This window comes from Vibrio sp. Vb0937, assembly GCF_033338855.1.
This window is the reverse complement of sequence record NZ_JAWOTK010000006.1, coordinates 61,494-86,749: the sequence shown is the minus strand read 5'-3', so window position 1 is coordinate 86,749 and position 25,256 is coordinate 61,494. Positions and strand designations below refer to the sequence as shown.

The following is a 25,256-nucleotide window of genomic DNA, read 5'->3' as shown; positions in this document are numbered from 1 at the left end:
GATATCGACGGCGGCGATCTTATTGGCCTGATTTTGCGAAAAGCTTATCGACAGTTAAAACAACAGGAGGAGATGGCTAATGGCGGCTAGTTCAGAATTTATCCTCGCTCCTAGGCTCGATGAACGCAAAATGAAAGAAGAGTCGAAAAAAATGGAAGTGCAGCTTCGGCGTGCTTCAAAACAGGCAGCAGATGACTTTGAGTTTTGGTTCGGTAAAGGCTTCGAGAAGGGAGCTGAAAAGGGCAGTCAAAAAGTAAAATCTAAACTTGGTAAGTTACAAGGCTTCATGATTCTTACTGGTGCCAATCTTGCCAGTGAAGCGATTGCAACGGCGGCTGGTGTGGCAAAGGATATAGCCACTAAAGCTTTTCAAGGCGCAGAGGAATACGCCCAAATAGCCAGAGAGCGCTTAAATGAAATGTCGGACATTAGCGATACGGCTGATGCTTTAGGCATTAACAGAGGGCGCTACGCTGCACTTAGTGCGGTTGGTATATCTGCTCGTCTAGATCAATCTGACATTCGAGGTATTTTTTCTGGTTTTGTTGGTGCCCTAGAGCGTCCAGAAATGGCATCGTACAAAGAGGCAGCAAACCAAAACGGTATTGAGAATGCGTTTCTGGATTTTGTAGGAACAATGGCAAAGCTTAAACCGGAAGTTGCAGCCCAATACATGAATGATGTTTTCGGTGATGAAGATGCATTGCTGGCCTCAAGATTCATGAAACCTTTCAAAGCATTACTCGCAGAAAATAAAGACCTTACCTTTCAGAACATCATGGACACAATGCTTGGCTCAAAAGTAAGGACAGAGGAACTAGACAAAGCGCTAAATCGCTCTGACAAATCATCAAGCATTTTGGCAATCGGTGACGCCAAGGCTTTTGAAAAGAAAATTATAGACGGTGTGACGCAAGGCCAAGCCCAAGCGGTGGTTTCTTCCGAAGCTTCCGAGGCTAAACGCATTCAAGCAAACTTGGATGTTTTGGATCTCAAAGTAAAAGGCAAGATCATTGCCGATGAAGCAGAAATAGCCGCTGTTAAAGTAGAAAACTCTTTTGTCAAAAGCACCATATCTTACGCTAGCGAGTTAGCCAAACGAGGCAGCGATCTAATCAAAGCTGGACAGCAGCCAATCAATAGCATGGAAACTTGGGAGGCGTTTTTCGACAAACTTATTCAGTTTGGTACCTATACGCCAATTGAGGCCGCAACAGGTAAAACCCCAATGCAAATGTTTGGTGATTACGTTGAAAAGCGTGGGAGCGAGATTAACCAAATGATGGTTGATATTGCTGAGAAAGAGTCACGCAACAACAAAACCAGAACAGACGTAGGGCCGTTGAAATGATTTCAGAGAAAGCACCTCCGCTGTTCCTTATTTATCTCGATGATACGTTGTCGAGCGAAGAGCAAAAGGAACTACTTGAACTAGACGCCAAGGCTGATCTAACGAAAGACGATCAGGCGCGCATTAAGGCTCTGACCAGAGAATATCAAGACTTGCGAAATACTACGCCAATTCCTATTCCAATAATTGGAGACTTAATCGGCATGATACCGGACGGATACAAACAGTCCGTCGTTAAAAGTATCGACGTTGCTGGTGGTACGCCAGTGTTAAAGGGGAACATCAACACTTCGACTATAACGCTCCGAAGCAGTAGTAGTGACTTTATAAACGCCATGATTGGTTTAGCTAGTTGGCTTTTCCAAAAGCAAGATTCGTTACCGCGAGTTTCCTTTTTTAGTCCAGAAATGGTGATTATTGGTGGCACGCTATTAAACATGACGTTGGCGACCAAATCGGATACGACAGAAAAAGTCTTAACTTTCGAAATGCAAAAAGGTGACACATCAATTATTGGTAGTTCGTCATCGCAAAACCAAGTAACCAACATTCCCAAAACAGTTGAGGTTTTAACATGAGTACAAATCTGGTTCTAATGGGGATTGCAGTTGATGATTTCACTTGGTACGAAGTGGGAAAGGTAGAGTCATTTATTGCTCGAAGTCTTCCTCAAATCGTTAACGAGCTGTCGGTCGACGGTGAGCCACTAACGGTAGTTACGGTAAACCAAACCGAGATGACAGGATACGAAGAAATGCAAGTTGCCTTAATATTCGAAAAACTGTTTTTGCCTGTTTATGAAAATGGCGATTTCTACATCAAACCTAATGGTAAATACGCCACCAGAAAACGCGGTGACGGTTACGCGCTGCTAGGGATCAGAAATGAGAGTTAGAGCTACGCTAAACAGTGATTATCTTCTCTCGATGGAATATTGGGAGAGAAACCACTTTTACGCTTCCTCTTTGCCTGAACTCGTACCCACAACGCTAGGCTACACTTTCGCCAAATATGATGAAGTGCCCAAACAGATGATTCAAGGCGCAGAGTTTCTAGAAGAGCTCCAACCAAGGTCGAGGGCAATTAGCTGCGCAACAGATTTCCTCGAAGAGCTTGGTTTTACACTAGATGTTAACGCTGGTGATTTCGTGAAAACGGAAAACATCTTAGAAAGAGCAAATCGAACAATTGTCACTGACTCTTATCGTTTTGTCTGCAACCACATTCCCCAACTCAACTATCCATACAACGGCACCCGCATCGTTGCCATTGACGGCGACTACGATTTAGCGACCCAAACTTTCAAGGGGTCGCTTTCGTTTCAATAGCCTCAAATGAGCTTAAAACCGGAAGTGATACCACAATCGTGGGTACCGGTCGCTGCAGGTGAATACATCTGATACCAGAAGTGCCATCTCAAGAGAGCCAGGATTATCCATTCTGATACCAGAACATTACATAGGTCGCTTTTGGAGTCATGACATGAATTTGCTCAAAGCAAAGATATCAAATGAACGATTAGAAGTAGAAGTTAATGGTGAAACCTACCGGCCAAACGATGTAATCAACGTATCCGCAGGGAAAGCTGACAGTGAAGGCTTTCTCATCATGGGCGAAGAGTTCTCAATCTATATCACAAATACTCAGGTAGACGCTCAGACAATCATAGACAAGGCGATTGGCATTGCTGAACAGGCTATATCAATTGCAGGTCAAAACGTTGTGGTGTCCGTTACAGGCGGCTCTGGTTCACCAGCAGTTGGAGAGGTACGAGTGCTTGATGAAGGTGCCAAGAGCCAACTTGAACAACTCAAATCAGATCTCGAAGATTTAAAACTGAGGTAATTATGGCATCGCTAAGTGGGTATTTAGGGAAAGGGAGAAACGTTGCTCGCTTCGAGAATAACTTTCAAACCAATCAAGGCAGTTTGTACTACGCGCCTAGTATTGGTTTTGATTTTGATTACTGGTACATGCCAGAGGTTAACTTTAACGCAGCAGCTTTTAACACATGGATTATTAACGAATCAGTGAAACGTTCGATTATGGTTCTTAACAGTAAAGTCGAGGTAGAAGGCTTTACGTTGAAAATGAGTTACACGTTAGCTGGCACCGCAGAAACTCAATATGTTACAGGTTCATACACATGATATGGGATTCATCTACGGGTCTAACTCCTGATGACTTTGACACGATAATTGAAGCGTACTTTGAGGCGTTTAAAGAGTCAGATGATAAATTCTCTGGCTTGGCGTTTAACACCTTTGTCGCTAGTGACGAATACAAAGTGTTTTACTCTAGTGCGCAAATCGATATGACCATCGAGAATATAATCGCCTCTCTTTTCGTGAAAATATCCGAGTTTATCCAAAACTCAAACTTAAAAATAAACAATCCAACAACAACCCCAAATGCACTCATTGCCGGGCTCGAAGACAACTTTGGGTATAAGTCTTCCATTATGAAAATGACGGAAGAGAACTCAGGGAAAATGCACGTTGCCATTGATTACATTCCATCGGCTGACATCAACTACCAAATTGCATCCTATATGGAAAAAACGGCTGTGGTTGCGAGTACCTACATGGTCGGTGATATTGAGCAAGACATTGTTCTAACTAAAGGGGGCGTTGAGACTTACCGGTGGACCGCAAAAGAAGAGCAACCGATTTTATGGAAACTCACTCTTACTAAATCCAGAAACACAAATGCAGTGGTCGATAACCAAGATGACATTGTGAGTAAGTTTCTTGCAAACTTCGATGCGTTTTTTTGGATCGGAATGGATATCGAACCAGAAAAGTATTTTGAAATTAACCGTGATGCTTTGTATGCGTCAAACATCAAAGCCGAGTATTCGTTAGATGATGGAACCAGTTGGTCGGAAAGCATTTATAAAACACCCTATAACGTAAAATTCATTCCGGACTTGTCAGTAGAGAATGTGATTATTACCGATGCTTAACTGGAGGGTAAATGACGCAGTTATTTCGAAACGATAAAGCGTGCGAGTTTTTCTACAATATAACCCTCACAGCTAAGCAGCGAGTGACCATTGATGAGTTAGTTCAGATGAACTCAGAAATGGTTGGTTCAAAACCATTTGGTTACTTGCTTTACGATAACAACACATTTCCGGTGCTTACCGGGCTTAACCGCGATTTCTTTGCCGAAAACTACATGGCCATTTTGCAGGCAATGCAAACGGCTGGCACTTACGACTCATATACATTGGTCATTGAGCAAGTTGTAGGTAATGGAGTAGGGATACAGTATTCATCACCAAGGCCAAGACACTTAGTTATCAATATCTACAATGTCGAGTCGTACCAATCGAGACTGATCACTCCATCGAATCTATGGCTGGTTACGCCTTCTAATTTTGGATTGCTGGTACCGCAACCGGTATCAGAGTTTAAGTTGGCCCAACTTACCAAAATATTAGAAGTTCTCGCTAACCCATCTGGTACCTACTTAGAAATCACGTTTATTGAACCTATATTGCCAATATTGGCTTCAATATCTGGTGTGCCAAGCGCTGTGTTTAAAGGTGATACTGGCATATTGTCAGCTACCGTTACTTATAGTGATGGTAATTCTACGACCACAGCGGAAGACGCAAGCATTGTTGCTTGGTCGTCAAGCAATGAAGCGATCCTCACAATAGATAGTTCGGGTAATTTTACAGCCATTGACTCAGGAACAGTCACGGTAACTGCGCTGGCTACATCAAGCGATCCTGCGTATGGGAACAATATCAGCACTAAAGTTACATTTGATATTTCGCCAATTGTCCCTTCTTCCATATCAGTAACATCGTTTCCAGATACGGTTTATACAGGTGATACAGGAAATTTGTCAGCCACGGTAACTTACGTGGATGACCATACCGTAAGCACTTCGGACAATCCTAGCGTAGTGCAGTGGTCATCTAGCGATGCGTCAGTATTAACTATCGACTCAAACGGTAACTATACGGCTATTGCTGGTGGCGACGTTACGGTTACTGCATTAGCGGTTTCTAATGATGAAAGTTACGACGACAGCGTTTTCCAAACCAATACAAAAAACATTACTGCGGTTGTTCCTACCGCTGTTTCTATTACAACGTCAGTTCCAGAGCTTGCAGTTGGCGATACTGGCAGAACTACAGCTAGTGTGACTTACAACAACGGGGTTGTCGTCAGTTCTACAGATAACCCATTGGTTGTGAATTGGAGCTCAAGTGATAGTACGAAAGCGTCAATAGATGCTAACGGATATTACTCGGCCTTAGCGCAATCTGACGCAGTGACATTCACGGCAACATCATCTGAAAACGCCACTTTAAGTAATGGCGTAACTTTCAAAATTACCGATTTTGACTACACAAAAACAAAACTGGTAACACCATCAAACTTATGGTTAATCACCCCAGATAATGAGGGTATTGCCGTACCATTGGAGAGTGAATAATGAGTGAAATTGAGAATTTGAGAACGGAACTTGAAGCTATGACAAAACGAGTCATTATGCTTGAACAGTTTATAAATTCAGCAACGAGAAGTGAACCAGCAGGGACGACAACAGTTGGCGCCCTTACTAACATTTCAGACACTCAGCTTGCAGATAATCCAGTGCTCTATGTCGAACATGCCGACGGTGGTTTGAATGTTTATTTGAGTCAGATTGTGGCTCAAGCACAAAAAGATATAGATGCTGAATCTATTACCTCTGGTACGTTAAACACTGGTCGATTGCCAGTAATACCAGTAGAAAAAGTCCCGTCAGCAAGTGCAGCGAAAGACAGTGGGTCGGGTTGGGGGGGAGTTAGATATTCAATCAGCGGTAGTGATTTCACTCTAATAGTGGGGTAGAAAATGGCTTTTTTTGTAAAATTACCAGACGGCTCAACAAAAGAAATTCTTCGCTTTTTCGTTCAAAGAGATACGGTGACAGAATTTACATCAATGGCATTAGGTGATGGAACAGTTTTCGCCAAAAAGCCTCTTATAACCACTCAACCTGTGGGTGGAACGATTACAGATATTCAAACGTACACCCTATCTGTAGTAGCTGATGGATTAGGCTCAACCCTTTCCTATCAATGGTATAACGGAAGCGATCCGATTTCCGGCGCTACAGGCTCAAGTTATGTATTTACTCCGTCATCAACTGGCAACCATACGTTCTTTTGTCGTGTATATGGCTTTGGTGGATATACGGATACAAGCACGGTTACGATTGTTGTTGAATCGTCTATTGTCGCTCCGACTATTACTACCGATCCTGTTAGTGGAACCATTACTCAATTTGAAAACTACACAGCATCAATTGTTGTCGATTGGGGTGGGGAAACTGGCACGATAGTTTGGTTTTTGGATGATACTGCTCAAGCAAGCAGTAACTCAACTAGCTTTACCTTTGTTTTACCTAGTGTCGGGATTCATACAATTAGAGCTGAGGCAACGAACTCAAAAGGCACTGATGTTTCATCAAATGCAACATTAACAGTTAATGAAGGGGTATCTATCCTAACCCCAGAAGAATACATTGAAGTGGGAACTTTAGCAGGGGACATAACCCATAGAGGATATGACAATTCCGACTTCGGTTCTTTAACATTTAAAATGAATGCGGTTGATGGTCAAGATGGAGACACATGTTCATTAGCTCGGCTTGATGCTGCTGATGCAAGTTCAACGCAAACATTCAAAGAAGATTATATTAATTTCGTTTTACTTGCTGATTTAGATGTTTATACCCATGTATCAATAACTTTAGATGGAGTTACAGCGGATCTTGATTTCGTTGGCGAACCGACATTCGTATTTGCTAATTATCAATACAAATTCTCGAGACATACAACTGACGATCCGGAAGCAACAAAGCTCTTTGACAAGCTTTGGGGTGGGGTTGATGCTGAAATGGCAGTTAAGGTAATAATGAGTTGATAAAAAAGGCCGCTAAATGCGGCCTTTTTTAAAATGCGTACCCAATACTTATATTTGCTTTCGTTTCTCTATTGCCAAAATAATCAGAATCTGTAATTCCAAACCCATAGGCTACTCTTTTACTGAAAAACATCATATCAAGACCGTAAGACATACTGTAGTCGTGTTCTGATTTGTATTTCATTGCAGGGTAGGCCATGCCAGTATTAGGAATGTGAGTCACGCCTTTGTATTTGCTTTTATATCGGTTGAACGTAAGGCCAAACTTTGGGATCAAGTAAAAGTTATCAGTCACTCCATACGTGGTACCAAACATTACATTCTTATAGTCGTATTTAGTATTCTCCACTCCAATGTCAGTATTTCTTCCGTTGATATCAAATGATTGACTATCAAAAGAAAGCGCGTATCCAAAACCGTCCTCTTTTAACCCAGTAGCGAAAATAAAACCAAACAGGTCGTTATTCTTTCCCATCATCGTAGTATCTGCATATCTCAATGACACAACAAAATTTGATTCGTCGACAGATTTGTCATTCTGACTGACGCCAGCACTTGCAAAAAATGGTATAAGTAAAGTGAATAAGAGTCTTTTCATAACTTTTCCGCTATCAATAGATTAAAGGTTTACTTTGTGTTCGAGTAACGTAATAAGTCATTACCGAGATGTAGAGTTATAGCACTGTCAGTAGTTATCTTTTTGAGCTTCTCAGTCACATTTTTAAGCGCATAAGCAAAGTGGGGGGGGGAAATAAATTTGCTAGAAGAAGGAGAGGTGTGGCCGTAAAAGTTTCTTACTGTTCAACTCAGGATGCAGGCGTGAAGATACTTTTCGGCTCTTGAGGGAGCAATACGAGCTCAGTAACATTTAAGCAGAACCATGTAGTAGCTGTATTGATTAACATGAGTCTGCTACATGGTTAATTATTTAGAGAGATAGACATTTTGAAGTATGAAGTACCAGACTTCTGAAACTCCTTACCTTCAATGTTTAGGCCCAGTTTTTTATAGAAAGAAGCTGCTGAGGTTCGTGCGTCGCACCAAAGGTAACTGACGTTTTTAAGCTTTAGATCATTAATTATGCGTGCAATGACTTTTGACCCAATTCCTTGTTTTTGGTATTTAGGTAAAGTTGCAAACTTTCTGAGCCTTGCTTCGTGTTTATCAATGTAAACAGAGGCCACACAAACCAGCTTTTCGTCCACAAACGCACCATAATGAATAGCGGAATCGTCACTCCCAACTTCACAGAATGAAAGAGGCTTGTCGGGCCATAACACTTGATGCCTTATCGGTAAAACTTCAGGTGCGGTGATTTTTTGTATGTTCATATTTTAAAAGTACTTCGAATTCTTTGTTAGGCGATATTTTCAAACCTTGTCGTTCGTAGCACATCCCAATATTTCTGTTGTATTGAGGTAGTTGCTTGTTTTAGATGCTCGATATTAAAGCCGACAACGAGTTTTATGACAATACTGCTATTATCCATCAAAGCATACTCTACAATTTCAAGTTGATTGATGTCCTCAGTCATAGCAGTGACATACATTTCGTAATCTTCTGGTTCTGGCAGCAACAGACAATCTCTGTTCATATCACCCTCAGTGATTTTTCGTAAACCTAATCTATATTTCATAAGTGTTCCTTAATCATATCGAAATGTCAGTTTCCCCCAGTGATTTGTTCAGGTGTGAGTATCACAGTACCGAAGGTTACGCTACCCTAAAACTTAACATTACTCATAGTAAAATGTCTCGTGTTATTCTTAAGCGTATTGTTATAGTTAACAATGCATGCGGCGGTCTACTTTAAGTCGACTTAAGACGTTCATCTAGGCACTCGTTAGAGCCCATTTCAAACTCGCGGCATATCCATGGTCGATGCGCATAAATTGTGCACATCAGGGTTTCTCTATCTAAAGCTGCGCACCAGCCATCACCTAATCGCATCATTGTTTCACCGCCATATTGGTCACGCACAATGAATTTTTCAGGTACGCCAGTATCTGAGATAATCATAACCTCGAGGCGGCAACAACAAGCCTTACAGTTGGAGCAAGATACATTTGAGAGAAGGGAAGAGGAAGTGCTAGTTGGTATAATCATGAATAACTACAATTTGGTGAATTGTGCATGATACCGTAAATTTAACATGAACTATGTTTATTTTCGAAATCGCTCATTTATGAGGCGAAGCCTTTTCTTTGCGCTCTTGATACTGTCTACGTTTAAAACACCAGTCCATACCTGCCATAAACACCGCCCCGAAGACAGTCATTAAGTAAACTCGATATGATACAATAGGCGATAAGTTGAGATAAAAACCGTTTCGGACAAATGAGCTCACAAAAATAACTGGAAAGCTAAATGCTAGGCCATGAGTGAGACAATGTATCAAGAAGCCTTTCTTTCGGATTTTTAACCACTGAACTTGTTTTGGTTTATCCATTTTTTATTCACTTTTGGGATTGGCGTATACCGCTGAGTTAATACGTGAACTATCGCACAACGAACTTCAACCATACTACCGTGAACATTCAACCCAACGATCGAATGAAAAACGGTAAGCGTTGAGAATCATTAACCTCAAGTCACACTATAAATTTTCTACGTTATTAGGTAGCTAACTTTCTACTGTCTTTTTGCCGCACTTTACACAAACTAGGTGACGCTCAAACTCATCCATAGAGGCAACAAATGCACCAAGAGCCCAACCTTTAATAGCGCCTGCTAAAAATTCCTTAAATTTCTGATTTTTGGCACCTTTAAAAGCACTGGGTTTTCTGACCAAGACAACTACGTGATGAGTATCTGTACAGCAATCCGAACAGTAACAAACTTCTCTTTTGTGAGACATTCTTTTTCCCCATTAATGCTAACGCCCAACTAAGGTGTGAGCAACGCTATACAGAAGCTCCTGCATACCACCTTAACCAACTAAACTAACGCATAGTAAAAATGCCACGCGTTGCGAATCACTCTTGAACAGTTTGTTATATTTTTTCTTTCTCGATGTTTTGAATCGTATCCAGCACATCGCTAGCAGACTGTATAGTTTTTCTTATCTCATCCAAAACGCTATCCAAAGAAGCCATAACATTGCGTTTAGCTTTGTTAATTTGAATAGTTAACTTCGGCAAACTAGCTACGCTTTCTCTAAAGCCTGAAAGTCCATCTTTGGCTGTGCCCGCAGATTCAAGCATTTCTCGCAAGTTTTGCTTAAGTTCGTCAAGTCCCTCTTCATTCCCTGAGACCTCAATTGAAATTGATATACCTTTACTAAGTGCGTCAAATGCTTCTGTTCTTGATGATGTAGCAATAGCAACTTGAGAATTAAGAATCTCAGAGTATCGAGTGAGGTCATCACTTGTTAGCTTTATAATTTTTCGAGCTTCTCTTTGGTCATAAGAACCATCTGCATTTGCTGAAGTTAATCTCGATACTTCAGCTGTACGACGATTAAATTGCACTCCGATCTTATTCGTTGCATCGGACATTAATTCTAATGCTGAAGTCATATCAGCCATTCGATCTTCATAGATATCTATGTAATCAAACAGTCCATAGTCTTCACTGTCATCGTTAAGGCTTTCAACCGTTTGGTGACCGTCAATTAGCTCAGGTGGCTCTTTGACTGATAACTTCTTAGACCATGATTGTGCAATTCGGCTTAAATGCCCCCTTAGGAGATTCTCAAAATCTTCTGTGCTATCAAAGGTCCAATACAAACCGCCTTTTTCACCCATTTGCTCTTTGAGCGATTGAAGCTTTTGTAGTTGAACGAAGTCCATTTTAGATGGAGGAATAGCTTGGTCTTTGAAATAGACCATAATGTCTAACGAGCTTGGATCGATTTTATACTTTTGGTAAGCCCGCTCAAATTCTTCGATAGTGCCAGATTCAGCAACATCTGTCGGAGAACCGACCTTACTCCAAAACAACGCGATAAAAATGTCATATTCATCATTCAACTGCTGATTGATGACATCTTGAGGGTATTTGCCAAACCCAGGATGTATATCAGTTTCCCACTTCACTAGTTCTAATCGCAAATTTAAACTTCGACTCCAAGTTCGGTTTAATTCTGAGATAATTGACTCTAAAGCAGAGCGTTCATCACTCACATCTCCTGGAGATGCAACAAAAACACTAATGATTGTTTCACTTCTAGCCATGCTACTTCCTATTTATAAGCAACGAATCACACGAAAAAATATAACGCCGCATTAAGGTGTGAGCAACGCTACCACATAACTTAACCATACCACCGTAAACACAAAACCCAATGATGGAATAAAAAATGCCAAGCGTTGGGAATCACTCTTAAATGCTTTGTTATGTTTCTTTTTTCAGCTCCTCATTAAACCTACGCCAAAGAGGCTTTAACTGGCGTTTTATAGTTTTGCTACCCATAGTATCAGCAGCTCTAAGCCCATATGTTATAAAGTTTCGACCACCTAAGTGAGTATATCGACTATACAGTTTACGTTTATATAAGGGTTGCTCGTCCAATCCCTTGCTTTGCCTAATTGCGTTGTACTTAACCATTGTTTTCTTGGCTAGTCTAATTCCTCTCTTCATCTTTTCCGAATAGCGAGCTAAGGACGAGGATCGTATATAAGCGTTTTCTCCATCAAACATAAAACCTAAATACTGAAGCATTTGATCGGCAACCAAGATGTTGCCCTGCTTTGTGAAAGTACGAAGTTCTGTTTTCTTCGGATTAATGGATACTTTTAATCCCTTAACTTTCTTCTGAGCATAACCTGCAACTTTCTTTTTTTGTCCAGTAGGCACAATAAAGAGCATATCGTCACAGTAACGATAATACTTACCACCGTACATTTTTACATAACGATTCATTTCCGCATCAAATTCAAGCATATAAATATTAGAAAGTAATGCACTAATAGGAGACCCTTGAGGTATGCCAAAGCTATCTTGATTTGTTTTTATTAGTTTTTTGGCTCTAACGACATCTCTGAACTCTTTACTTGAACAAACTCTATTTCTACCCTTTTTAGGGTTATTATTTGAAATAGAGAATTCGTTATATAGGTCTACTTTATTAACCTTTGAAAATTTAGTTATCGACTTAAATACGTTAAAGTGGTCATTAGGTAACTTGTTAGTATCAAGGATCGCAGCCCAACTCTTCTTTAACAACTCATGGTCTAATGTGTCAAAAAACTTGGAGAAGTCCAGTGCGACAGCACTGCACTCTCCCATATTTTTTATTTGCTCAAAGGCTTCATGAGCAAAATCAATGTTACTCTTTCCTAGCCCCCGAAAAGCTAATACGCATTCAGATAGCTCAAGCTCTTTGAGCTTGCTTTCATATTTAACACTTAAGAGTTCTGCATAATATGCATAAATATGACTGTCCACATGAGATGAATATGCTATTGGTCTTTCTTTGTAAGTGACGTCAATACGACTAGAAGCTTTATCTTTACTTATTTTTTTAGACTCAACTGAATAGTTAATAAGTGGAAAGAATGCATGTTTAGCAACCAATTCTGGGTTAGTAACTAATCGCTTCGCTTTTACACTACTAATTGGTAGGTCGAAATGAAGGTACCCTCGACTTCGGTACCATGTGGGAGACTTTGCTGACATATGAATCTCTGCTAGCAAAACCGAGGCAGACTTAGAACTGCGGCAATTCGGAACGCCTTACCTCGGCTTAACCAAGTTGTTTAAACAACCGTTGAATCCATGGACTCTAGCCGCGTAATGTTAGAAATGGATTATACTATAACTATAACCGTGGAAGTATCTATGAAGACCTTGTTCCAGTTCCTGCTGTCTATCTGCTCAGTTTGCTTTGGTTGCATTCCGATTGGACTTGACAGCCTGTTAAGCTCCTTTTGATCAGCGACTTATTTGCCTCTATCAAAAGCATGTATAGCATACTTAAATAGGAAACAGAATGCAATGCGCCACGTAGAAACATAACGCTTGTTAAACAGCTGCAAGCCGTTTTTTATTTCTTAATCTTGCAGCTTTTTCCCCGTGGCTTCAAAGATAAATTAGAAAGTTAGTGATTGCGGTGGCGAATTAGATTGTAAAAAGCACCTTGATACATCGGTGTTGAGTTTGAGCCATTTCGTCATAAAGGTGGGGAAAGGGTTAATCATACAGTCAACTTTGACCGTAGATTTGCTCTCTCCTAATGAGTGTTCTTTTGATATCGATTGAGTTTTAAAACTTGGGCTTGCAGGGGTGGTAAAATACAGTAGTTTCATTTCTGCAAGTGGTTGATTTTTAAGTGTGCACATTTTGCAAGTTCGCGCTTTTTTGAGTGATAAAATACGTAGAGAATTATGCGTAACCTTATGAAAATAAAATGATAAAAGATAATTTCTATCCTATCTTGACATGGTAGGGGTCGGCGATTCGAGTTCGCCCGGACCCACCAAATTTTAAAAAAGCCCACCTTTTGGTGGGCTTTTTTGTGTCTGTAATTCATTGATACTCAAGTAAAACTACTTCTTTTCTTGTCCCTTGTTTTTGCTCTGCTTTAGCCCCTTGTTAGAGATAAAAGCGCACTACTTGATCCGCAACACAACCTCAAAACCCTAAATGCAATGCATAAGGTGTATACGCTTCAAACCCACTAGAGCCGTCTATAAATCATGTTGCGTGCCACTAGCCGTGGCATTAGAGACAATGACTATTAATCTAAATTATCTGGCGTGTGAAGATTAGTGCCGCATATTGTACATTTGTAGTCACCAGTCGCTTCGCCTTCCATTAATGAGCCAATTATTGCTGCAAATAGACCAGAGAAGAAACCTTTAGCTTTTTTCTCGGTCTTTTCCTGCGCTTTAGAGAAGCTTTCGTACCGATGTAGCGTTACTTCTTTACAATTACAGCAAAACGCTCTTGTCTCTTCAGAACCGTACATTTTTACCAATTGATTTACTCCCTGTAAGTTAATTTCCCCAAGTGGCGTTATGTTCAAGGGTAAGTCGCACAAGACTGATGTGTGACTTACCCTAAACACTAAAACTAACGTAATGTAAAACACCACATGTTATGAATGATTATTTAACGCCTTGTTATCCGAGCTTGCTAACTCTGCTGATTGAATAGTTGTGGCAATAAGCTCTTCAAACAGCTCTAATTGCCCAGCAGGTATCAATTGATTTTGTATAGCTTTTCGTTTGTTTGAGTCAAATAGCCGCTCTGTTAACCAACCAATTAGATACATCAGTGAAAGGCAGCCACCGGCCGTCGCTACATTACCGTCTATCACGAGAGGCAGATCCTGAACATCTCCTCCCATACTTTGTAGAACATCCTTTGCATCTGGGTTTGTTGTTAATCGCTTGCCTTTTAGTAAACCGAGTTCATGGAGGATGAATGATCCCGCACAAATCGAACCTATTAGCTGCCTATTTGGATCAAGATTCAACGCTGACATAAATTCAGCATCTTTTAAAGCGGCTGGAATACCCCGTTTGCCGCTTGTAATAAGAACGACATCTTGATTCGTCACCTCAGAAAGGTGTCCGTCTGTTTTAACTTTCATACCGAGGTGGGAATGATGTTCAGATTTAGTTCCAAGTATACTTACTGTCCAACTGTCGGTTGTGCGCCCCAGCAAGTCATACATAAGAAAGAAATCGACATCCGTGAAATCATCAAATAAAACAACGCCGATTTTATACATAACATTTATCCTTTTGGACTTACTCGTAAGTCGCAAAATGTGTAGTAGGAGGGGAGGGGCATTCGATACACAAGCTTCTGCTAAGCACCTTAAATACCAAAGGCGGTGCAAACTAACAATGCCATGTGTACCAAATCCCTATTATAAAACTTTGTTATGTTTGTTTTATGAGCCTGCCCAGAAAAACTCAACCCTAATACCACTTGGGTCGTAACACATTAAATGTTTTGCGGGTCCTGTTTTAACAAGCTCGGGACCAAACTCAATTTCGATTCCCGACGCCATAAATTGATCACGCAACTCATCGAGTTGCTTCTCAGTCTCTACGAGTAAAGCTAAGTGATGCAAACCAATATTCGTTTTTCTGTCAAATGGAGTGGCGGCATCAGCCTTAGCCGCCCATAGTGTAAGCATGATATGCCCATCACTCACAAATATTGCCGGGTAGTCTGGATTTCTTTTTACTTCACTCCAACCTAATTGTTCAGTGAAAAACTTCGCGCTTGCTTCTAGGTTAGATACGGTTAAACCTACGTGGTGTATGCCTTTTGTTAACACAGTCACTTTGTTTCCTTACTCGTTTTAATGGCTATCGAACAAAGATAACTCGATAAAAAGTAAGCATCAATACACATATATTGATTAACTTCGTCAATCTATTCGAATACGGTAATCCAACTGGAAACATAACATTGTAAACAAGAACCCCAATCTTGAACTAAAAATTAAACTTAGAGTTCATTCTTAAGTGCTGTATTAATCAAATACATTAATAGCCATCATATTTAAGCCAGCCTATAGGGCATATCATTCCATTAAAGGTTTGAATGTTCTTATTCAAGCTAACGTCTTCCAATTTGTAACAGTGAACAACATTACTAGTCGAAATAGATGCTGGTGTTGAATACGTCACAGGTTTAGAAGCGTTTGCTTTATGTATTTCATGTGCTCGCTGCTGGTTTATCGCCACTTGATTCTTGTGATTGTTAACTTCTCGCAACCCAGATTCTAAGGGTAGGTGCCAATCCTTACATGTTGTTCCTAAACCATCATTCTGAGACTGATATTCTGATAACGCTACACGAGCTTCATTTACAGACTGATCGATATCGGACTGATCGACTAGCCAAGTAGAAAAAGAATAGTTAATGGCCTCTCGATAGTTTACGGATTGCTCTAAGCTATAAGCATCGGAGTGAAAACAGGCCTCTACCACTGCCCATTGAGTCGATAGGTTTGATAATACGTTTTCAGGTATAGGCTGAAGCTGGCTTTGCGTAGACTGGCAACCGGTTAGAAGAAAAGGGACAGGGAGTAGTTTTAGAAAAAATTTTTGGTTCATTTTAATTTTAAAATTAGTGCAATCTTTTTCATTATCATAATACAGGACGATTGAAGAAAGTAGCATTTCTATCAGTAAGGGAATATAGCTAACGCACTGATAAGGTGTGAGTAAAGCGATATCAAAGCCCTTAACACACCTTAACTACGAATACTACCGCATAACAAAGATGCTATGCGGTAGCGGTAGTATTCAGGCTTGAACAGTTTGTCGCACGTTGCTCTCGCCTGACAGCACGGAAATTCTCTCAAAATCTCGACTCGGGAAGTCAGGGTCTACGTACACAAACATACGACTTATCATTTTTCCTTCAAACTCAAATACACTACAAAAACGCCCTGTGGAAACTTTGTTGTCCGGCCAAGAGGTACCATCACTCATTACGCCGCCTTCCTGTCCTTCAACAATGACCTTGTTTCCAGCAGTCGTTATTTGAAAGCCGTCTATGTCGTGCCAGATACTAATCAACGAGCTACCAATCCTATTGCCAAACTCCACTAAGGCACTCTTTCCTTTCGCTTGCCCAAATTTAGGAAAGAAAAAATCAACATCCTCTGAGAATAGATCCAGATAGCTAGGATCACCGGCATCTATTTTCTCGAAATACTTAACTACTAGCCCAACTAAATCGTCTTTTTCCATAATTATTTCACACCCATATTAGCTTTACGCACAACGCAGGGTTAAGTAGTAAGCGGAGCGACCACTCAACCTGAACGTTTGCATCTTAAACACTGAGTACATTTAAACTGAAATTGCCAAGAGTTGCGAATCTTATTGAAGTGCTTTGTTAGATGTAATCCGTTTAGCCTACGTATACTCCATTGAAGTACTCGACGCGTTCTAACGTCATTCTTAACTTACACTCTTCAATCTGGACACCTTGCCAGGGTGAGGGTGTGGAAGACAGGCCCGTAAATTCACATTCGGCGTCTCTGTATTTTAGCCAAGCTCTTTGGGCCTTTCGAAATGGCTCTACCAGTTCGGTCTGAGACCATGTTTTCCTTAGTGCTTTTTCTTCCTCACCTATTCTAGCGATTGCTTCCTTGTAACTTTCGTTAAGCTCTTTATCTGCAGATTCCATCTTCTTTTCTACACACTGATAACCAGCCATAACGCCCCCGCCTTTTACTTTGCAGGGATCTTCAACATCATCAGAAGCCAAGCAAGGTAAAGAAACCAACGCAAACATCATAAGTAATTTGTTCAAAATTGCCTCCAAGCTCCGAGTGCTTGTTAAACCGTTATCCGCTATTTTTCCTTTTTAATCATGCAGCTTTTTATCTGTGCCTTCAAAGATAAAATAGAAGGTTAGTGATTCTAGTGCCTAAACAGAAGGTAAAAGAGATTGATACACGGATTAAATGACGCCTTAATCTGAGTTACTTTTAGTGGGCGTTTTGTATCAATCTTTTCTGTGGAATCATTAGTTTGATGGCGACTGAGGACGTTAAGATGACTCCCATTGAATTTATTATCGCCCTGAAACACCTAGGTTGAATTAAGTGGTGACTATTCCCCTCCAATCATGAAGTTGGTTCAAAGGTAGGGCGATAAATGTTGCGATTCGTAATAAAAATTTATGCCAGTGCAGTTCGCTATCGCGGCTTATATTGAGTTGGGCAATAACCTCTAATGATGTCTGAGTTTCGTAGCTTGTTGTGTTTTGTATTGCGCCCCGAAACCCTTTTACGCCACAATTTAAAGCTACTTGATTTGAGCCGGCTACGCATAAACTGAATCACGTCGGATTCATTCAAACCAAATTGAAATTCGATAGCCTCAAATGGGGTGCGGTCTTCCCATGCCATTTCTATTATTCTTGACTCAGTTTCCGAGGTCAGTTTCATTTCAAATAACCTATTTTAGAAAAGAGATTTCTACGACGGAAATTGAGTCTTGGTTCAAATGTTCTTATATGCGTGCTTAGTGTTTAGCGACTTAACACCTACAAAAACTTCTCAATGAGGACTTCGTCTACGTATTTCCCACGAACTTTTGCATGCTTCTTCGCGGTCCCTACGATTTCGAAGCCTTGTTTGAGATAGGCTGATAACGCTCGCTCATTATCGCCGCGAACGTACGCAAATAGTTTTTCGTAACCCTTTTGTTTGGCTACTTCGAATGTCGATTTGAAAAGCTGTTTAGACACACCTTGGCCACGAGCACCGTCACTAACAAACGTACCAATTATGCCAACATGGTCAAAAGCTTTTGTATATTGTGCAAATGGCTCGATATTTTGGAAACCTATGACTTGTGAGCTATTTTCGGATAAAGCGACTGTAAACACGCCCCGTTCTGGGAAATGAGTAATGAACTCTTTTTCTTCTTCAGGTGTGAAAGGCGTATCTAATACAGTGTATAAACCTTCAATAATGATGGGGTTGAGGACGTTTGTAATGCCTTCAGCATCACCTAAAGTTACCTGACGTACAATTAAATTCATGCCACTTATCTCCTATTAAAATTAGGGCTGTTTTGTACATGAGTTGGAGACTTGCGGCAACAAGTAACGTCATTAAGTCGTAAAGAATATACCTATTACACTTAAACGGCGGTTAATAGTGCTGATTGTTACTTTAGTATTTCTGATATATCACTTTTTAAGTGACGGCTTAACTTCTACAGAATATTTCCACATCACGACCCCGTTTTCTACAAGATCATAACTCGCGCTTTGACCCTCGGAGTTGAGTACAAATACCGGCATTTCCATCCTTGACGTAGCGCCATCTCGGTTGCATGACATGGTAGCTTCAAGCTGTATGCTATTTTTGCTCGGTTCTGAAAGGGTTCCTAAGTACGTGCAGCCGTCGACAAAACTGGTTTTGCTTTTTCCTTTAGAGGATATTTCAAAAGTCGGAAAAATGAATGTTGATTGAGGCTCTGTTACTACCACATTTACTTGATAGTTCGTCGCTGAAAAAGCATTGAAATGAGCTCCAAGCATAAGTAAGAACAAGATTTTTGATTTCATAAACTCTTCTTTATTTCGATATTACTAGTTTGGTTACGGCGCTATTAACGCGACCACTTAATCTAAAACTTTACTGCGTAAGCATTAAAAAGGATACAAAGGTAGAGTAGTTGAATATAGTTAATCGGCCGTAAATAGTTTTATTAAGCGATCTTACATACCTAAAAGAGGTAAGTTCTTTCGCTTTTGATAGGTTAATGCTAATTCTAAACAGCTCTTGATTGAAGCTTCTGGCAAAGGAGCTGATAAAGATAGAATTATTGCTCGATTACCCTGAAACTCAAGTGAGTCACTATACAGTTCGCGGAATGTGTCGACGAGCTTAGTTTGGCAATTAAAGAACAGATAATAACGACTAGGCGTTTTCTGTTTCCAATCCATCCTTACCGGGCTACCTGTTTTCACACTGTAGCTTGGCTCTCCCCATTTTAGAGATTCTTCAACTTCCCCAGTTTTAATTCAGAAGCGATAGTTAAGACGGTATTTCGTAGCTCTTCTATCCGAATACGCACATGTTTTGGATACTCATCAAATCTTGCCTTCACTGCATGGTTCATTGGTATCTCCTATAAATAGCGCTGTTTTGGGAGGAAGCCCAAGCGTACTTTGGCTATGTAGCAATTACGTCATAATGTTATTAATCAATAAATCTAGCACATAGCCACAATACTAAGCGTAAGGGTTTCCCTCGGTTACGTTTAGGATGCTCTGGGTGAAAACATGATGATTGACATGCCAAGCATAGCGACAGAAACCCCCACTATGTCCCAGAGCGTTGGTCGAACGCCGTCGATACACCACAACCATAGAATTGCGACAAAAATATAGACACCACCGTAAGCAGCATAAACTCTGCCAGTAGCGGTAGGATGTAAAGATAGAAGCCAAGCAAACATGGCAAGGCATAGCGCTGCCGGTACCAAAAGCCAAACTGACTTATCTTCCTTTAACCAGAGATAAGGTAAGTAGCAGCCTAATATTTCTGCAATGGCGGTTATAAAGAAAAGCCCAATGGTTTTGACTTCAGTCACTTAAACATTCCTATCTTTATCTACAAATATATGATGCTTGTTAAATGGGCAATTGCTCGGCTCATTACATTTCGCCCAGCTTAATCTTGGATTGAGCCTCACTCACGGTTTGTTTACCGAATAACAAATCCATCATCGAAATGATTCGTTTGTTGTCTTTACCCCATTTATCTGGATTCGCGCTGTTTGGTGCTTTAAATTCAACTTGTCCTACTTTTTCGTTGTTTTTGTAGGCTTTGATCTGAGCATCAGCGATAAATGTTCTAAAATCCCAGCTCCAGCGTGATACGTAAGTAAGTGTTAGCTCAGAGCTAACAGGAGGCGTGCCGTCGCTTACGACTGTGCATTTATGGGCGGTATCCAAACACCAGTCTTGCATCGAATCTAAGAAAACATCTCGCGTGGCGTTGTCTTTTACGATGGTGATTTCCTTGCTCTGATTTTCTTTCGAGATTGTTTCTACCGTATACTTTGGTGCCGCACATGCAGCTAATAGAATAGGCAAGCTTAGAATGATGAGTTTTTTGTGCATCTTATGTCTCTTTTTTTTAAATTTATATATTCAAACAACTTCAAGATACTGAGTTCAACGAGAATAACTAACAAGCATGGCAACTGTTATTAACAAAACCTTTAGAGTAGAAGGGTTTGTTTCGGGAGTATGCCAATGTCTCGATGCAAAATAATTAGTAAGAGATTGCTATTGCGTTATGTTAACTCTTGAACTTATGTCCGTATCAATGTCCAGAATTCTTCGCATTGAAGTTGTTGAAGTGCAATTCTAACGGAATTTTAAATTGCTGCATAATGCTCAATTAAGAGGAATAGGGGAGCTTATCGTTAAACATAACGTGTAGTGCTGTAAATTCGTCCCTAAGACTAAGCTAAAAGGGCCTAATGTTTTAAAATAGCTTCTTGTCTATTCTGTTGTGTGAGTTTTCAATGTTGTCTCATACTAGCCACTTAAAAGAGCGCTGTAAGAACTCGTCTGCATTATCAAGGACGATTTCACCGTGAGCCATAACCAATATATTAGGTTTCCAAGACAGCAATTTATTTAAGTGTTTTCGAGCCTCTTGTTTGCTAAACATAAAACTTAGGCGCCAATCCAAAGGCATTTTTCCATTCGGAGCAAGAATACCGGCCCCTTTAGCCACAAACCGCTGCCAGTAGTTAAAGTCCTGGCCAGAAAAATTCTCGATGAGGTCAGTAACAATTAAGGTCTTTGAAAGTCGATGATAAAACACACACTCTTCCATTAATGGAGAGCCAGAAAATAGTTCTTGTTCAATCTCAGAGTTCCAAGCATTACCGCCTTGGTTAAGTGAAGCGTGAAAGTGTATATCACGGCACTTCTTAATGACTTCATCTGTGCCATAAATTTCTGCGCTAGGATAGGCAAATACCCATTCAGATAAGAACAAGTGGTGTAAATGATTAGGAGCGATTAAGTATTTCACTTGGCCTAGATTGTTGATTTGCTCTTTAATCGAATTTGATAACTGAATTGGACTATGAACCCAAAGGCCACCATCAGAAAGCCTAACAATAGTCATACGAGTGGTGTATGGGAGTCCTAAGAATTGGACGGGATCTCCGTCAAATATCCATATCTCATGGGCTAACTTTTTCATGTCTCTCCAACCGTTAACACTGTATTAAGGCGGCATTTAAGTTACTCAAAAGCTGCCTTGTTGCACAATAAACGCTTCGCTAAGCGTAAACCAAAAATATTAGGTTTACCAAACCCTTATTGAGTGCAGCTGTATATCTTTGAGTATTTTTATACTGAACGGGCGTAAAGTAGTTTTAAGAGGATCATTTGACTTGATAGAACAAAACCCCGCTATTTTTGAGCAGGGTTTTGCAATTAGATAAAGGGGCTAACCGATGATGAAGAAGAAAATCGCGGTTGCAACAATACCAATCAACGCATAAGGAAACTGTGTGGTTGCGTGTTGCATTGCTGTACAGCCCGAACCTTGTGCAGATAACACGGTTGAGTCACTAAAGAAACAAGAGTGGCTCCCTGCCGCTGATGCTGAAAGCAGCGCTGCAACGGTTAAGTGTAGAGGCACACCAAGCTGTTCGCCCAAAGGTAGAACAATTGGCATCGCTACTGCAAACGTTCCCCAAGACGATGCCGTTGCAAATACCAACGCGCCCGTAATCATAAAGATAATCGCCGGGAAGTAAGACGCTGACAGGTAAGGGCTGACGGTCTCAATGACATACTGCGTGACGCCCAATGAGTCGTTGACCGATTTCAACATGAAACCACCAATAACGGTCGCAAGCGGCAGTAGCATAACTTTAATGCCATCATAAACAGCTTCGAACATGTCGTTCATCGAGATCAGTTTTTGTGCGCCGTAAAAGCTAATAGTAAAGATTAACGCGACGAAAACACCAGCAAGTAGATCGATACCAAAATACCAACTTGCGGCAACAAGGACGATCATTGGTAACAAGAAGTTGACAAGGCCCATGGTTGGGTTGGTATGTGCAGATACATCGGGACCAAAGTCGACATCTGTTGCACCGTCTGGACGAACTTGACCATTCTTCGCACGCTTTTCTGCCTTTTTCATCGCACCTAGATCTGGGATCTTTTCCATTGCAACCAGCAAAACAATCACCAGCGTTACCCAGCCGTAAGCCATGTATGGAATAGCTTCAATGTATGCTTTGATACCATCTCCCGCTTCTGCTACTCCGTTTGCTTCTAGCAACGAACTGAAGAAAATTGCCCAAGTGGAAATCGGTACGAGGATACAGATAGGCGCGGCGGTTGAATCCACAAGATATGAGAGCTTTTCACGCGAGATTTGGTAGCCGTCCGTAACTTTTTTCATTGAGGAAGAAATTGCAATCGCATTCAGATAATCGTCGATAAAGATCAGAATACCTAAAGCAAAGGTCATCAGCATCGATTGCTTACGGCTTTTTACTTTCGTGACCAGCATGTCGGAGAAGCTTAAGATACTGCCGCCTTTCTCCAAAATAGCAATTAGGCCGCCCATCAAACCACAAACGAGGATGATCCAGGCAATAGTTTCATCCATCATTACACTCATGGAAATATCAACAATCTGTTCCACCGCTTCAGTTGGGTTAAGCAGAAGAACACCGGCAATAGCGCCGCTAAAGAGAGCTTCCACAGTTCGGTGTGTTGTCAGCGCAAAGACCAATACCAACGCCGTTGGTAAAAGACTCATCCATCCGTAGGCTTCGCCTTCCTCATGGTTCAAACCGATTGTGGTAAAAAAGATAAACGTCGCAACCGAGATTAAAGAAACAATAATGTGTTGAGAGTTGATTTTAAGAGGCGCATCCAGCGCCTTGGTCTGCGTAGTCATAAAGTTCATTTCCTTTGTTTATGCCGAGTGCAACATCCAGTCGATTTCCAATGGAGTAATCGCTCGCTCAAATTCTGCGAGTTCACTCTGTTTGCAAGCTAGATACAAATCGATAAAGTCTCTTGAGATGTATTGAGCCAGCTCACTGTGCTCCAGTCGCTCTAGAGCTTCTGACATACGCAGAGGTAACTCAATTGCATCATCACTGAGAGTCGGTGGACATTGATCTTTGGTGTAGCTTTCACTCGCTAATACTGCGGAAAGTACTACTGCAGCGAGAATGTATGGGTTAACGTCAGCGCCTGCTATACGATGCTCTATACGGCGATTTTTGCTATCGCTGATAGGCACACGCAACGCAACACCGCGGTGGTTTTCTCCCCAATCGGCTTTGGTTGGGACGTAAGCGCCAGGAACAAAGCGACGGTAAGAGTTAACGTTAGGGCAGATTAGGGCCATGGCATCGGATGTTTGTGACAGCATCGCTGCCATGGTTTGATAGAAGAAGGCGCTCGCTTGACCGTCTGATTGGCTAAAGTGGTTGTTACCATCTGTATCAACCAAGCTGAGATGAATGTGCATGCCATTACCCGCTTGCTCACTAAAAGGTTTCGCCATAAATGTGGCGTCAAATCCGTGCTGATGAGCGACCTGGCGAATCAAGCGTTTTGCGATGATGATTTCATCACATGCTCGAAGTACATCTTTAGAATGGTTGAAGTTGATTTCGAACTGCCCTGGTGCCGATTCAGATAGGGCTCCGGAAGTGTTTAAACCTTGTTCTAATGCAATTCGATTAAGGTCGGCCAAGAAATCAGCGTAGTCATCTAGTCCATCAAGGTCGTAAACCTCGGTATCTTTTTCTCGAGTTTTTTTCGTGGGGTTAATTGCCGTTAATGGTTCGCCATTTTCGCCGCGGGTTTTGTCTATTAAATAGAACTCCAGCTCGAGCGCGACACAAGGATATTGGTCTTTAGCATGCAGTGTTTGCAATATAGAAGCGAGAATGTTTCGGATGAACAGTGGGTTAGGGTGCTGCCCGGTTTCATCCATCATACTAAGCAGTAGCTGACCAACTTGTTCTTTTGCCGTCGGCATTAAGGTGCCGCTGATTGGATAGCAGAGATTATCTGGTTCTCCGAGATCTTCTCCCAACCCGGCCGTTTCAACGACGTTACCTTTGGTATCTAGGGTGATGGTCGAAAGGGGGAGGGCAACACCTTTATTCAGTTTTTCTAGAGCATCTATCGGGATGCGTTTTCCTCTTGGGGTGGCATTTATATCGGTAAAGATGAGATCGATAAATTCAATATCGGGCCATTTTTGTTTAAAATTTTGTACTTCCTGTAGATACGATTCCATTTTCTTCTCCAAATAGCCTGACGAGTAGAAATTAGAAATAACCAAATTAACAAATAAATTACAGCACTCTGAACGAGTTGTTTGTTTTTCAGGTTATTTTTAATTTAAACATGCACTTACACTGTGCTTTTGATGTTTAACGGCTGGTTTTTATGTCTTTCTGTTAACTATTTTGTAACAGTTGGTTTTGTTTTGTTCAATATAATGAGCATAAATATTCA

At 41.0% G+C, this 25,256-nt stretch carries 31 protein-coding genes and 1 pseudogene; 10 read left to right on the top strand and 22 right to left on the bottom strand.

What is annotated here, in order from left to right:
- The first annotated feature begins 79 nt into the window (after nt 1-79).
- The 10 genes from R7P67_RS11195 (at nt 80) to R7P67_RS11150 (ending at nt 7,284) form a co-directional block, all read left to right on the top strand.
- A complete protein-coding gene (locus tag R7P67_RS11195) occupies nt 80-1,351 on the top strand; it encodes a hypothetical protein (RefSeq protein ID WP_213869118.1) in 1,272 nt (423 codons plus the stop codon).
- On the top strand, nt 1,348-1,929 hold the full coding sequence (locus tag R7P67_RS11190; protein WP_085569527.1) for a hypothetical protein: 582 nt from the start codon (nt 1,348-1,350) through the stop codon (nt 1,927-1,929). The genes R7P67_RS11195 and R7P67_RS11190 overlap by 4 nt, the downstream gene beginning before the upstream one ends.
- Nucleotides 1,926-2,246 carry a hypothetical protein gene (locus R7P67_RS11185; RefSeq protein ID WP_054729492.1) on the top strand — a complete coding sequence of 107 codons (321 nt, stop codon included), beginning with the start codon at nt 1,926-1,928 and terminating at the stop codon, nt 2,244-2,246. The genes R7P67_RS11190 and R7P67_RS11185 overlap by 4 nt, the downstream gene beginning before the upstream one ends.
- Entirely contained in the window at nt 2,236-2,679 is a 444-nt protein-coding gene (locus R7P67_RS11180; protein WP_054729496.1) for a hypothetical protein, read from the top strand. The genes R7P67_RS11185 and R7P67_RS11180 overlap by 11 nt, the downstream gene beginning before the upstream one ends.
- A gap of 154 nt (nt 2,680-2,833) precedes the next feature.
- The gene (locus R7P67_RS11175; protein ID WP_213869119.1) at nt 2,834-3,196 is read left to right on the top strand and encodes a hypothetical protein; all 363 of its coding nucleotides are present in this window, start codon (nt 2,834-2,836) and stop codon (nt 3,194-3,196) included.
- Nucleotides 3,197-3,198: 2 nt separating this feature from the next.
- Nucleotides 3,199-3,501 (top strand): hypothetical protein, encoded by a 303-nt coding sequence (locus tag R7P67_RS11170; RefSeq protein WP_021486499.1) that lies wholly within the window; start codon nt 3,199-3,201, stop codon nt 3,499-3,501.
- On the top strand, nt 3,498-4,316 hold the full coding sequence (locus R7P67_RS11165; protein WP_318085964.1) for a hypothetical protein: 819 nt from the start codon (nt 3,498-3,500) through the stop codon (nt 4,314-4,316). The genes R7P67_RS11170 and R7P67_RS11165 overlap by 4 nt, the downstream gene beginning before the upstream one ends.
- Before the next feature lie 11 nt (nt 4,317-4,327).
- The gene (locus R7P67_RS11160) at nt 4,328-5,806 is read left to right on the top strand and encodes an Ig domain-containing protein (RefSeq protein WP_213869121.1); all 1,479 of its coding nucleotides are present in this window, start codon (nt 4,328-4,330) and stop codon (nt 5,804-5,806) included.
- 38 nt (nt 5,807-5,844) lie between these two features.
- The gene (locus tag R7P67_RS11155; protein ID WP_213869122.1) at nt 5,845-6,207 is read left to right on the top strand and encodes a hypothetical protein; all 363 of its coding nucleotides are present in this window, start codon (nt 5,845-5,847) and stop codon (nt 6,205-6,207) included.
- A 3-nt stretch (nt 6,208-6,210) separates the two neighbouring features.
- The gene (locus R7P67_RS11150) at nt 6,211-7,284 is read left to right on the top strand and encodes a hypothetical protein (protein WP_080524862.1); all 1,074 of its coding nucleotides are present in this window, start codon (nt 6,211-6,213) and stop codon (nt 7,282-7,284) included.
- A gap of 28 nt (nt 7,285-7,312) precedes the next feature.
- On the opposite strand, the gene R7P67_RS11145 is transcribed toward R7P67_RS11150, so the two are convergent.
- The 22 genes and pseudogenes from R7P67_RS11145 to R7P67_RS11040 form a co-directional block, all read right to left on the bottom strand.
- Nucleotides 7,313-7,882 carry a hypothetical protein gene (locus R7P67_RS11145; protein ID WP_318085963.1) on the bottom strand — a complete coding sequence of 190 codons (570 nt, stop codon included), beginning with the start codon at nt 7,880-7,882 and terminating at the stop codon, nt 7,313-7,315.
- Nucleotides 7,883-8,204: 322 nt separating this feature from the next.
- Nucleotides 8,205-8,615: a GNAT family N-acetyltransferase gene (locus tag R7P67_RS11140; RefSeq protein ID WP_054729525.1), complete on the bottom strand. Its 411-nt coding sequence runs from the start codon at nt 8,613-8,615 to the stop codon at nt 8,205-8,207.
- Nucleotides 8,616-8,641: 26 nt separating this feature from the next.
- Complete coding sequence (locus R7P67_RS11135) at nt 8,642-8,920, bottom strand: hypothetical protein (protein WP_054702359.1); 279 nt, start codon at nt 8,918-8,920, stop codon at nt 8,642-8,644.
- A 172-nt stretch (nt 8,921-9,092) separates the two neighbouring features.
- Complete coding sequence (locus tag R7P67_RS11130; protein ID WP_080524864.1) at nt 9,093-9,389, bottom strand: YkgJ family cysteine cluster protein; 297 nt, start codon at nt 9,387-9,389, stop codon at nt 9,093-9,095.
- Nucleotides 9,390-9,906: 517 nt separating this feature from the next.
- On the bottom strand, nt 9,907-10,140 hold the full coding sequence (locus tag R7P67_RS11125; RefSeq protein ID WP_080524865.1) for a hypothetical protein: 234 nt from the start codon (nt 10,138-10,140) through the stop codon (nt 9,907-9,909).
- 136 nt (nt 10,141-10,276) lie between these two features.
- Nucleotides 10,277-11,458: a hypothetical protein gene (locus R7P67_RS11120; protein WP_080524866.1), complete on the bottom strand. Its 1,182-nt coding sequence runs from the start codon at nt 11,456-11,458 to the stop codon at nt 10,277-10,279.
- Nucleotides 11,459-11,618: 160 nt separating this feature from the next.
- Nucleotides 11,619-12,902 (bottom strand): antiviral reverse transcriptase Drt2, encoded by a 1,284-nt coding sequence (gene drt2, locus R7P67_RS11115; RefSeq protein ID WP_080524867.1) that lies wholly within the window; start codon nt 12,900-12,902, stop codon nt 11,619-11,621.
- A gap of 1,060 nt (nt 12,903-13,962) precedes the next feature.
- Entirely contained in the window at nt 13,963-14,193 is a 231-nt protein-coding gene (locus tag R7P67_RS11110; protein WP_005377829.1) for a hypothetical protein, read from the bottom strand.
- A gap of 129 nt (nt 14,194-14,322) precedes the next feature.
- Nucleotides 14,323-14,961, bottom strand: a complete 639-nt coding sequence (locus tag R7P67_RS11105; RefSeq protein WP_054729556.1) for a DJ-1/PfpI family protein — start codon at nt 14,959-14,961, stop codon at nt 14,323-14,325.
- Nucleotides 14,962-15,126: 165 nt separating this feature from the next.
- Nucleotides 15,127-15,525: a VOC family protein gene (locus R7P67_RS11100; protein WP_017820909.1), complete on the bottom strand. Its 399-nt coding sequence runs from the start codon at nt 15,523-15,525 to the stop codon at nt 15,127-15,129.
- 205 nt (nt 15,526-15,730) lie between these two features.
- The gene (locus R7P67_RS11095; protein WP_262656360.1) at nt 15,731-16,369 is read right to left on the bottom strand and encodes a hypothetical protein; all 639 of its coding nucleotides are present in this window, start codon (nt 16,367-16,369) and stop codon (nt 15,731-15,733) included.
- Nucleotides 16,370-16,495: 126 nt separating this feature from the next.
- The gene (locus tag R7P67_RS11090; RefSeq protein WP_005377826.1) at nt 16,496-16,945 is read right to left on the bottom strand and encodes a nuclear transport factor 2 family protein; all 450 of its coding nucleotides are present in this window, start codon (nt 16,943-16,945) and stop codon (nt 16,496-16,498) included.
- 163 nt (nt 16,946-17,108) lie between these two features.
- The gene (locus R7P67_RS11085; RefSeq protein WP_065274430.1) at nt 17,109-17,498 is read right to left on the bottom strand and encodes a lysozyme inhibitor LprI family protein; all 390 of its coding nucleotides are present in this window, start codon (nt 17,496-17,498) and stop codon (nt 17,109-17,111) included.
- A gap of 403 nt (nt 17,499-17,901) precedes the next feature.
- A complete protein-coding gene (locus R7P67_RS11080) occupies nt 17,902-18,153 on the bottom strand; it encodes a TIGR03643 family protein (protein ID WP_005377824.1) in 252 nt (83 codons plus the stop codon).
- A gap of 98 nt (nt 18,154-18,251) precedes the next feature.
- Nucleotides 18,252-18,752 (bottom strand): GNAT family N-acetyltransferase, encoded by a 501-nt coding sequence (locus R7P67_RS11075; protein ID WP_053306918.1) that lies wholly within the window; start codon nt 18,750-18,752, stop codon nt 18,252-18,254.
- A gap of 150 nt (nt 18,753-18,902) precedes the next feature.
- On the bottom strand, nt 18,903-19,283 hold the full coding sequence (locus R7P67_RS11070) for a hypothetical protein (protein WP_031780990.1): 381 nt from the start codon (nt 19,281-19,283) through the stop codon (nt 18,903-18,905).
- 153 nt (nt 19,284-19,436) lie between these two features.
- Nucleotides 19,437-19,840 (bottom strand): annotated as a pseudogene (locus R7P67_RS11065) (DUF1801 domain-containing protein).
- Nucleotides 19,841-19,981: 141 nt separating this feature from the next.
- Nucleotides 19,982-20,314, bottom strand: coding sequence for a YnfA family protein (locus R7P67_RS11060; RefSeq protein ID WP_005377819.1), 333 nt, complete (start codon nt 20,312-20,314; stop codon nt 19,982-19,984).
- Nucleotides 20,315-20,378: 64 nt separating this feature from the next.
- Complete coding sequence (locus R7P67_RS11055) at nt 20,379-20,846, bottom strand: Sbal_3080 family lipoprotein (RefSeq protein WP_005385757.1); 468 nt, start codon at nt 20,844-20,846, stop codon at nt 20,379-20,381.
- A gap of 418 nt (nt 20,847-21,264) precedes the next feature.
- A complete protein-coding gene (locus R7P67_RS11050; protein WP_262652480.1) occupies nt 21,265-21,948 on the bottom strand; it encodes a DUF4336 domain-containing protein in 684 nt (227 codons plus the stop codon).
- 249 nt (nt 21,949-22,197) lie between these two features.
- A complete protein-coding gene (locus tag R7P67_RS11045; RefSeq protein WP_262652479.1) occupies nt 22,198-23,673 on the bottom strand; it encodes a Na+/H+ antiporter NhaC family protein in 1,476 nt (491 codons plus the stop codon).
- 18 nt (nt 23,674-23,691) lie between these two features.
- A complete protein-coding gene (locus tag R7P67_RS11040; protein ID WP_005377815.1) occupies nt 23,692-25,035 on the bottom strand; it encodes a glutamine synthetase family protein in 1,344 nt (447 codons plus the stop codon).
- Between the last annotated feature and the right edge of the window lie 221 nt (nt 25,036-25,256).

What these genes read in the sequence shown, in the direction of transcription:
- R7P67_RS11195 (WP_213869118.1), top strand. Translation starts at nt 80, where the DNA reads ATGGCGGCTAGTTCAGAATTTATCCTCGCTCCTAGGCTCGATGAACGC.
- R7P67_RS11190 (WP_085569527.1), top strand. Translation starts at nt 1,348, where the DNA reads ATGATTTCAGAGAAAGCACCTCCGCTGTTCCTTATTTATCTCGATGAT.
- R7P67_RS11185 (WP_054729492.1), top strand. Translation starts at nt 1,926, where the DNA reads ATGAGTACAAATCTGGTTCTAATGGGGATTGCAGTTGATGATTTCACT.
- R7P67_RS11180 (WP_054729496.1), top strand. Translation starts at nt 2,236, where the DNA reads ATGAGAGTTAGAGCTACGCTAAACAGTGATTATCTTCTCTCGATGGAA.
- R7P67_RS11175 (WP_213869119.1), top strand. Translation starts at nt 2,834, where the DNA reads ATGAATTTGCTCAAAGCAAAGATATCAAATGAACGATTAGAAGTAGAA.
- R7P67_RS11170 (WP_021486499.1), top strand. Translation starts at nt 3,199, where the DNA reads ATGGCATCGCTAAGTGGGTATTTAGGGAAAGGGAGAAACGTTGCTCGC.
- R7P67_RS11165 (WP_318085964.1), top strand. Translation starts at nt 3,498, where the DNA reads ATGATATGGGATTCATCTACGGGTCTAACTCCTGATGACTTTGACACG.
- R7P67_RS11160 (WP_213869121.1), top strand. Translation starts at nt 4,328, where the DNA reads ATGACGCAGTTATTTCGAAACGATAAAGCGTGCGAGTTTTTCTACAAT.
- R7P67_RS11155 (WP_213869122.1), top strand. Translation starts at nt 5,845, where the DNA reads ATGACAAAACGAGTCATTATGCTTGAACAGTTTATAAATTCAGCAACG.
- R7P67_RS11150 (WP_080524862.1), top strand. Translation starts at nt 6,211, where the DNA reads ATGGCTTTTTTTGTAAAATTACCAGACGGCTCAACAAAAGAAATTCTT.
- R7P67_RS11145 (WP_318085963.1), bottom strand. Translation starts at nt 7,882, where the DNA reads ATGAAAAGACTCTTATTCACTTTACTTATACCATTTTTTGCAAGTGCT.
- R7P67_RS11140 (WP_054729525.1), bottom strand. Translation starts at nt 8,615, where the DNA reads ATGAACATACAAAAAATCACCGCACCTGAAGTTTTACCGATAAGGCAT.
- R7P67_RS11135 (WP_054702359.1), bottom strand. Translation starts at nt 8,920, where the DNA reads ATGAAATATAGATTAGGTTTACGAAAAATCACTGAGGGTGATATGAAC.
- R7P67_RS11130 (WP_080524864.1), bottom strand. Translation starts at nt 9,389, where the DNA reads ATGATTATACCAACTAGCACTTCCTCTTCCCTTCTCTCAAATGTATCT.
- R7P67_RS11125 (WP_080524865.1), bottom strand. Translation starts at nt 10,140, where the DNA reads ATGTCTCACAAAAGAGAAGTTTGTTACTGTTCGGATTGCTGTACAGAT.
- R7P67_RS11120 (WP_080524866.1), bottom strand. Translation starts at nt 11,458, where the DNA reads ATGGCTAGAAGTGAAACAATCATTAGTGTTTTTGTTGCATCTCCAGGA.
- drt2 (WP_080524867.1), bottom strand. Translation starts at nt 12,902, where the DNA reads ATGTCAGCAAAGTCTCCCACATGGTACCGAAGTCGAGGGTACCTTCAT.
- R7P67_RS11110 (WP_005377829.1), bottom strand. Translation starts at nt 14,193, where the DNA reads ATGTACGGTTCTGAAGAGACAAGAGCGTTTTGCTGTAATTGTAAAGAA.
- R7P67_RS11105 (WP_054729556.1), bottom strand. Translation starts at nt 14,961, where the DNA reads ATGTATAAAATCGGCGTTGTTTTATTTGATGATTTCACGGATGTCGAT.
- R7P67_RS11095 (WP_262656360.1), bottom strand. Translation starts at nt 16,369, where the DNA reads ATGCTACTTTCTTCAATCGTCCTGTATTATGATAATGAAAAAGATTGC.
- R7P67_RS11090 (WP_005377826.1), bottom strand. Translation starts at nt 16,945, where the DNA reads ATGGAAAAAGACGATTTAGTTGGGCTAGTAGTTAAGTATTTCGAGAAA.
- R7P67_RS11085 (WP_065274430.1), bottom strand. Translation starts at nt 17,498, where the DNA reads ATGATGTTTGCGTTGGTTTCTTTACCTTGCTTGGCTTCTGATGATGTT.
- R7P67_RS11080 (WP_005377824.1), bottom strand. Translation starts at nt 18,153, where the DNA reads ATGAAACTGACCTCGGAAACTGAGTCAAGAATAATAGAAATGGCATGG.
- R7P67_RS11075 (WP_053306918.1), bottom strand. Translation starts at nt 18,752, where the DNA reads ATGAATTTAATTGTACGTCAGGTAACTTTAGGTGATGCTGAAGGCATT.
- R7P67_RS11070 (WP_031780990.1), bottom strand. Translation starts at nt 19,283, where the DNA reads ATGAAATCAAAAATCTTGTTCTTACTTATGCTTGGAGCTCATTTCAAT.
- R7P67_RS11055 (WP_005385757.1), bottom strand. Translation starts at nt 20,846, where the DNA reads ATGCACAAAAAACTCATCATTCTAAGCTTGCCTATTCTATTAGCTGCA.
- R7P67_RS11050 (WP_262652480.1), bottom strand. Translation starts at nt 21,948, where the DNA reads ATGAAAAAGTTAGCCCATGAGATATGGATATTTGACGGAGATCCCGTC.
- R7P67_RS11045 (WP_262652479.1), bottom strand. Translation starts at nt 23,673, where the DNA reads ATGACTACGCAGACCAAGGCGCTGGATGCGCCTCTTAAAATCAACTCT.
- R7P67_RS11040 (WP_005377815.1), bottom strand. Translation starts at nt 25,035, where the DNA reads ATGGAATCGTATCTACAGGAAGTACAAAATTTTAAACAAAAATGGCCC.